Here is a 5,494-nt window from a genome sequence, read left to right as displayed (position 1 = left end):
ATATTTATATCTAATGATTTTTAACTTTAAAATTATTTAATTATGCTCATCTCTACAAAATTTATATAAATGATTTCTCTAGAATACTAATTATATCCTCTTTAGTTGGAGTAATAGGGTTTGTTGCTGTACAACGATCTACGAGAGCAGCTTCTGCTATTACATTTTTATCTGATTCAAATTGTTCCTTGCTAACTCCCCATTCAGAAAGACTCTTTGGAATAGAAAGTCTCCTTTCAAGTGCAAGGATTGCATTTACTAAACTTCGTACACCTATTTGTGCGCTTCCAGCACTTAATCCTAAGAATTTAGCAATTTCTGCATACCGATTTGCAGCAGGGGTAATATTCTTAGTATAATTCCCTTTGATAACCCTTGCATTATAGCGAATAACATTTGGTAATAAGATACCATTTATTCTTCCATGTGGAATATGCCAACGTGCTCCTGCTGCATGTGCTATGCCATGGTTTAACCCTAGTGAAGCTATGTTAAAGGCCATTCCAGCCATTGTTGATGCCATATGCATTTTTTCACGTGCTTCTTTATCATTTCCATCTTTATAAGCTCTATCTAAATAAGTGAATACATAGCGTATAGCTTTTTCACTTAAAGCATCAGAGATATCATTGGCACTAATGGAAACATAAGCCTCTATAGCATGAGTAAGAACATCAATACCCGTATCAGCAGTTTGCTTAGGTGGTAAACCTGCAACAAGACCAGAATCTAAAATAGCCTCATCTGGCAATATTTGATCCGTAATTAATGGATATTTTGTTCCCTTTTCATCATCAGTGATAATCGAGAAATTCGTAACCTCTGAACCTGTTCCACTTGTTGTAGGAATAGTGACAAATCGTATCTCACTAAATCTCTCAGTCAATTTACCAAAATAAATCATAGCCTTTGCTGCATCTATAGCAGAGCCACCACCTATTGCCAATAAAACTGTAGCTGGAAAATCCTTACTATATTCTAAACCAGCAACAATGTTATCAATTGGAGGATCTGGAATAACTTCAGAAAACACCATTATTTCCGTGCTGCTATCAATATAGTTTTTAATATGTGAAAGTAACTCTGATGAAGCAATAAAAGAATCTGTTACTATCAAAATCTTTTCATTCTTGAAATCTGATAGTCTTTCTAGGCTTCCTTCACCAATATATAATGTTGTTCCAAATCTTATTTTTTGCATAGCTGCTACTCCTTTCTCATAAAAAAGCCATAGAAAAATAAATCGATCCGATTATTTTCCTATAGCTTAGTCTCTAAAAATTAAAACGCCTTTATGCTCTGTTTTTTAATAGAATATTATTAAGTCCTAATCTTATCAACGCCTTTTAAAAAATGCATTCCTTGTTATTATAAATCTTCTTTTTTCAAATCTATATGGAATACCTTTCCACTTCTTTCATAAAGCACATCTTCTATGCCTTCATTTACATTTGCAACACGTGCTAATGAAAAAAAGTAATCTGATAAGCGATTAACAAATATTAAAACTTCTTCATTCATATCATTAGTCCATTGAAACGTTACTATCTCTCTTTCTGCTCTTCTAGCAATTGTTCTACAAATATGTAAAATACTTGCTAATTGTGAACCTCCTGGCAAAATAAAAGATTCCACTTCTTTAGGAATACCTTCATGAGCATCAATACGCTTTTCAATCCATTCTGTTAAAGCAGATGTAACTCGATACGTTCCTTTTCCTGCTGGCGTTGCTAAATCATTGCCACAATCAAATAAATACTGTTGGATCTGTGTTAATTCGTTCTTCAAAGAATCATTATTTTTTATAAGTGTAATAGCATATCCTACAAAACTATTCAATTCATCAATAGTTCCATATGCTTTTATACGTTCACTGTCTTTTGCTAATTGAATACCACCGATTATTTTAGTATAACCTTTATCACCAGTTCTAGTATAAATTTGCAAATTTATTCCTCCTTCTCCTTAGAAAGATAGGCTATCAACTCTGCTACTCCCTCATCTTCAACAGCTGAGAGGCGAAAAATTTTCCCAACACCTGCTAATTCTAATCTTTTCTCAGCATTTATAATAGCTTCTTCACTTGGTGCTAGATCTATCTTTGTAATAATTCCTATACATGGTTTCGTAAAATTTTGTGCAAAATAGGGTGAAAATGTCTGGCCTGATTCCGTCACGCTACAAACGAAGCCAATGATATCTGAACTAGCAGCCATCATTTGTAGAGCGCTATAGAATCTTCTATGCAGGACAAACTCACCTGGTGTGTCTATCATCTGAGAATAGAACTCAACTGATTGTGTTTTTTTATATTTAATGCTATCTCCTTGAATCCTTTGGCAAAGAGTGGTTTTCCCACTTCCAACTGATCCAATTAACATAATTTTTTTCATTTTCTATACCTACCTATTACGTTCTTGTTATTTTGGGGACAGAAAACTGCATAAGTTCTTTTAAAGAAATAACAACTTGTTTCATGGCAGATTCTACAGCTGCTACATCCCCTAAGATAAATACAGACCCACTGAACCTATCAACAAATCCTATTTTAATAGGTGCGGTCTTTTTAGCTATATCCACAGCGATAATTGCAACCTCTGGTGGAGTTATGGTTAAAATACCAATTGCATGATACTTTTCATCATTCAGGCCTAATTTTTCAAAGATTCGATCATCTGGATTTGCTATAATATGTGCTAATGTCACTTGTTTACCTGGTACTGATTCAAATATCTTTCTTTCTAATGTATTCATTTGTTCCCTCATTTCATAATAAAAGCACAACACAAATTATTTATACTATATTCTTTGCTTTATAATGCAAATATAAGTATTCCCTTTATAAACAAATTCTAGTCACTTAGAATTTGTTTTAGTTTTTTATAGGCTATCTGCTTGTGCAATTCAAATCCGACATAAAAGTGGATGTGGACACATAAAAAAAAACAAGGTACTCTACGAATTGGAACGTAGAGTGCCTTGTTTTATGAAAATAAGGATCTATGAAAACAAAAGCTATTGCTTCATAAGATAAATGCTTTTTTCTTTGCTTTCAACTTCTATATCAAGACCAAGAAACTTAAATCTTGTCTTTATACGGGATATAAAAAATTATTTTATATTTTTAGAGACTACTGGCACATAAAGGTCTGTAGTGAGTTCTCCCTGGTTAAAATAGTAATATTCAATATCGTGAATACCAGCATGCTCATATTCTGATTCAATTAACCATACCGAATATATATAATCCCATGTTTTTTGTGCACTTTCAGTTATAGGGCCAAGAGTTCTAAAAATTGCATAAAGCGAAGATTCCAGTCTATATATCTCGATATTCTCAGGAACATAATTGGTGGAATTAACTTCGTGACCGAAAAGTTTCTTCTTTCTTTCATCGCTAAGTTCTAATCCGTAAACTCCACTCCAATGATGATGAGTGATATTTTGTGCGATTTATAAAATATATCCTACACTTTGCTAAATAGTTATAGCATCAAAAATCTTTTGCCATTTAGTATAAGACTTATGTAATACAGCATATGGATATAGCTGCACAATGGGTTGAACCCGATTAGGTAGACTTGATAAATTTCAGTATAAAAAACCAGCTTATCATAAATATGATAAACTAGTTTTATCTTATTATTTCATCTATTTATCTTGACAAATTACTTAAAAAACTTGCATAATCTATATACCAGTCTTTAACGTTACCAAATGTGCCTACTATGTCCATATGATCTGTATTTATGATTATAGGCATTGCATTCCATTGTCCTATTTTAATTCTACCATTGTATTTTTCAATAACATCATTAGAACCTAACTTAGGTCCATCTTGACTAATACAATTTACAACCCCATCATTTGGGAACCATTTCTTATCAATGATAGGAAGATCTTTTTGATTACGTGAATATTTTCCCATTAAGTTTGCTGTTGGATAAAATATAGGATTCATTGGGCCAATTTGTGCGATAGAATGACCTGTAAGTATAGATTCTTTAGTTGCTTGGGTTGTCCAAGAAAAATAATATACATCTGGTTGAGCCTTTACCCATGTATTAAGCTCTTGCGCACCTTCTGTGGATAAATCATAAGTTGATATATCTTTTGTACTATTCCAAATATTGCTTTCTAAAACCCTTTCAATATAATCGCGTTGAGATTCTCCACTTTGCTTTTTTAATCCCCATTGATCTAATTTTAAATCATATATTGAGCTAAATAAATTGTTTTTACCAGTTATTGTTCCTAATACACCAAATGTATAACTTATTAAATCTTTTGCTGGCATTAAATCTGATAAAGTTGTACCATCATTAGGTGTAGAGATCGTACTAACACTATGAATCCAATGCTTTCCACCTTCAAATAATGGTGAAATATTTTCTTGTCCACAATTTATTTCCTCTTCACTTCCTTCACTTAACAACTGTGTAAGTGTACGTATGGTTTGTCCCCCCATACTGTGACCTATTAAATGTATTTTATTTTCATTGCTTATATTTTTATATATACCTGGATATGTCCTTCCATATCTATTATGTATAAATTTTTTTGCATGAGCTTCTCCATAATCTACTGTTCCACCTACTATATAAGCGTAAAGTTCACAAGCTCTATCCCAGTTACTAGATACTGGACCTACTGTTGCTGTATAAGTCTCATGGCCTGAGGCATTTAACTTTTCTTGAAGATCAACTACTCCACCCCAATATTTATATCCTAATAATTCATCTCTTCCAAAACCCATAAAACCATGAACTAAAACAATTGGATAGTCATTTCCCCCTATAATACTCCTAATATTAATTTCTGGAAATTCCACTGGGAATTTTAATGGAGGCATTTTATTTATATCTTCTTCACTTCTAACTTTTTCTGCCGAATCTATTAAGCTGTCTATATCTTCTAATGTAGGTATTTTTATTGTCTCATCTGTATCTTCTACTTCTTTTTTAACAGTAGACGCTTCCAACTTCTGTGTTCCTTGTGCCTTTGGTTCATCTGCTCTTACAATCATTGAAAAATTTGTTAATGTCATAGAAAATACTAATAAAATAATAGTTGCTATTTTGTTTAAATTTTTTTTCATTTCACATCTCCCCCTGATTCAATTTTTAAGTAACTATTATGACTGAATAAATCATCTTTCCCCTTAAACCCCCTTTCATTTTATTATAATAATTGATAATTATACATTAACCTTTCACGTTTTTCAATATTTTCCTAATTTTCTTTTTATTATGAAATAGTCAAAAATTATTAAAAATATAGTAAAACATATGAGCATTAACAATAAACATATTTTAAATTTTAATTTTATTATTTGGTAAGCGATAGACAGATTCTTTCCAATATTAGTTGATTTAACGGAATGATTCTAATAGGATAAAAGAGCAATTTCATTTACAGTTAACCCCTCTTCGTATTTAATTCTAGCAAAACGTATTCGTTGTGCACGGTTTCTTGTATCTAGTAAAGCTTGCAT

Annotated in this window: 6 protein-coding genes; all 6 read right to left on the bottom strand. The window is 31.9% G+C overall.

The window, feature by feature from the left end; translation table 11 throughout:
• Positions 1–61: 61 nt before the first annotated feature.
• Positions 62–1,201 carry a 1-propanol dehydrogenase PduQ gene (locus ABWP20_RS18195; protein ID WP_353097776.1) on the bottom strand — a complete coding sequence of 380 codons (1,140 nt, stop codon included), beginning with the start codon at positions 1,199–1,201 and terminating at the stop codon, positions 62–64.
• Between the two features lie 167 nt (positions 1,202–1,368).
• Positions 1,369–1,947 carry a cob(I)yrinic acid a,c-diamide adenosyltransferase gene (locus tag ABWP20_RS18190; protein ID WP_353097774.1) on the bottom strand — a complete coding sequence of 193 codons (579 nt, stop codon included), beginning with the start codon at positions 1,945–1,947 and terminating at the stop codon, positions 1,369–1,371.
• A 2-nt stretch (positions 1,948–1,949) separates the two neighbouring features.
• Complete coding sequence (locus tag ABWP20_RS18185; protein ID WP_353097773.1) at positions 1,950–2,393, bottom strand: EutP/PduV family microcompartment system protein; 444 nt, start codon at positions 2,391–2,393, stop codon at positions 1,950–1,952.
• 16 nt (positions 2,394–2,409) lie between these two features.
• The gene (locus ABWP20_RS18180) at positions 2,410–2,754 is read right to left on the bottom strand and encodes a BMC domain-containing protein (RefSeq protein ID WP_353097771.1); all 345 of its coding nucleotides are present in this window, start codon (positions 2,752–2,754) and stop codon (positions 2,410–2,412) included.
• Between the two features lie 357 nt (positions 2,755–3,111).
• Positions 3,112–3,441 (bottom strand): GyrI-like domain-containing protein, encoded by a 330-nt coding sequence (locus tag ABWP20_RS18175; protein WP_353097778.1) that lies wholly within the window; start codon positions 3,439–3,441, stop codon positions 3,112–3,114.
• Between the two features lie 214 nt (positions 3,442–3,655).
• Entirely contained in the window at positions 3,656–5,098 is a 1,443-nt protein-coding gene (gene estA / locus ABWP20_RS18170; RefSeq protein WP_353097769.1) for an esterase EstA, read from the bottom strand.
• Positions 5,099–5,494: the final 396 nt, after the last annotated feature.

The sequence above is a fragment of the Tissierella praeacuta genome, from assembly GCF_040396155.1.
Taxonomy (GTDB): Bacteria; Bacillota; Clostridia; order Tissierellales; family Tissierellaceae; genus Tissierella; species Tissierella praeacuta_A.
This window is presented reverse-complemented; position numbering and strand designations above follow the sequence as displayed.

Bases quoted from the DNA above. Each gene is read 5' to 3' on its own strand.
- estA (WP_353097769.1), bottom strand. From the start codon at position 5,098: ATGAAAAAAAATTTAAACAAAATAGCAACTATTATTTTATTAGTATTT.
- ABWP20_RS18180 (WP_353097771.1), bottom strand. From the start codon at position 2,754: ATGAATACATTAGAAAGAAAGATATTTGAATCAGTACCAGGTAAACAA.
- ABWP20_RS18195 (WP_353097776.1), bottom strand. From the start codon at position 1,201: ATGCAAAAAATAAGATTTGGAACAACATTATATATTGGTGAAGGAAGC.
- ABWP20_RS18185 (WP_353097773.1), bottom strand. From the start codon at position 2,393: ATGAAAAAAATTATGTTAATTGGATCAGTTGGAAGTGGGAAAACCACT.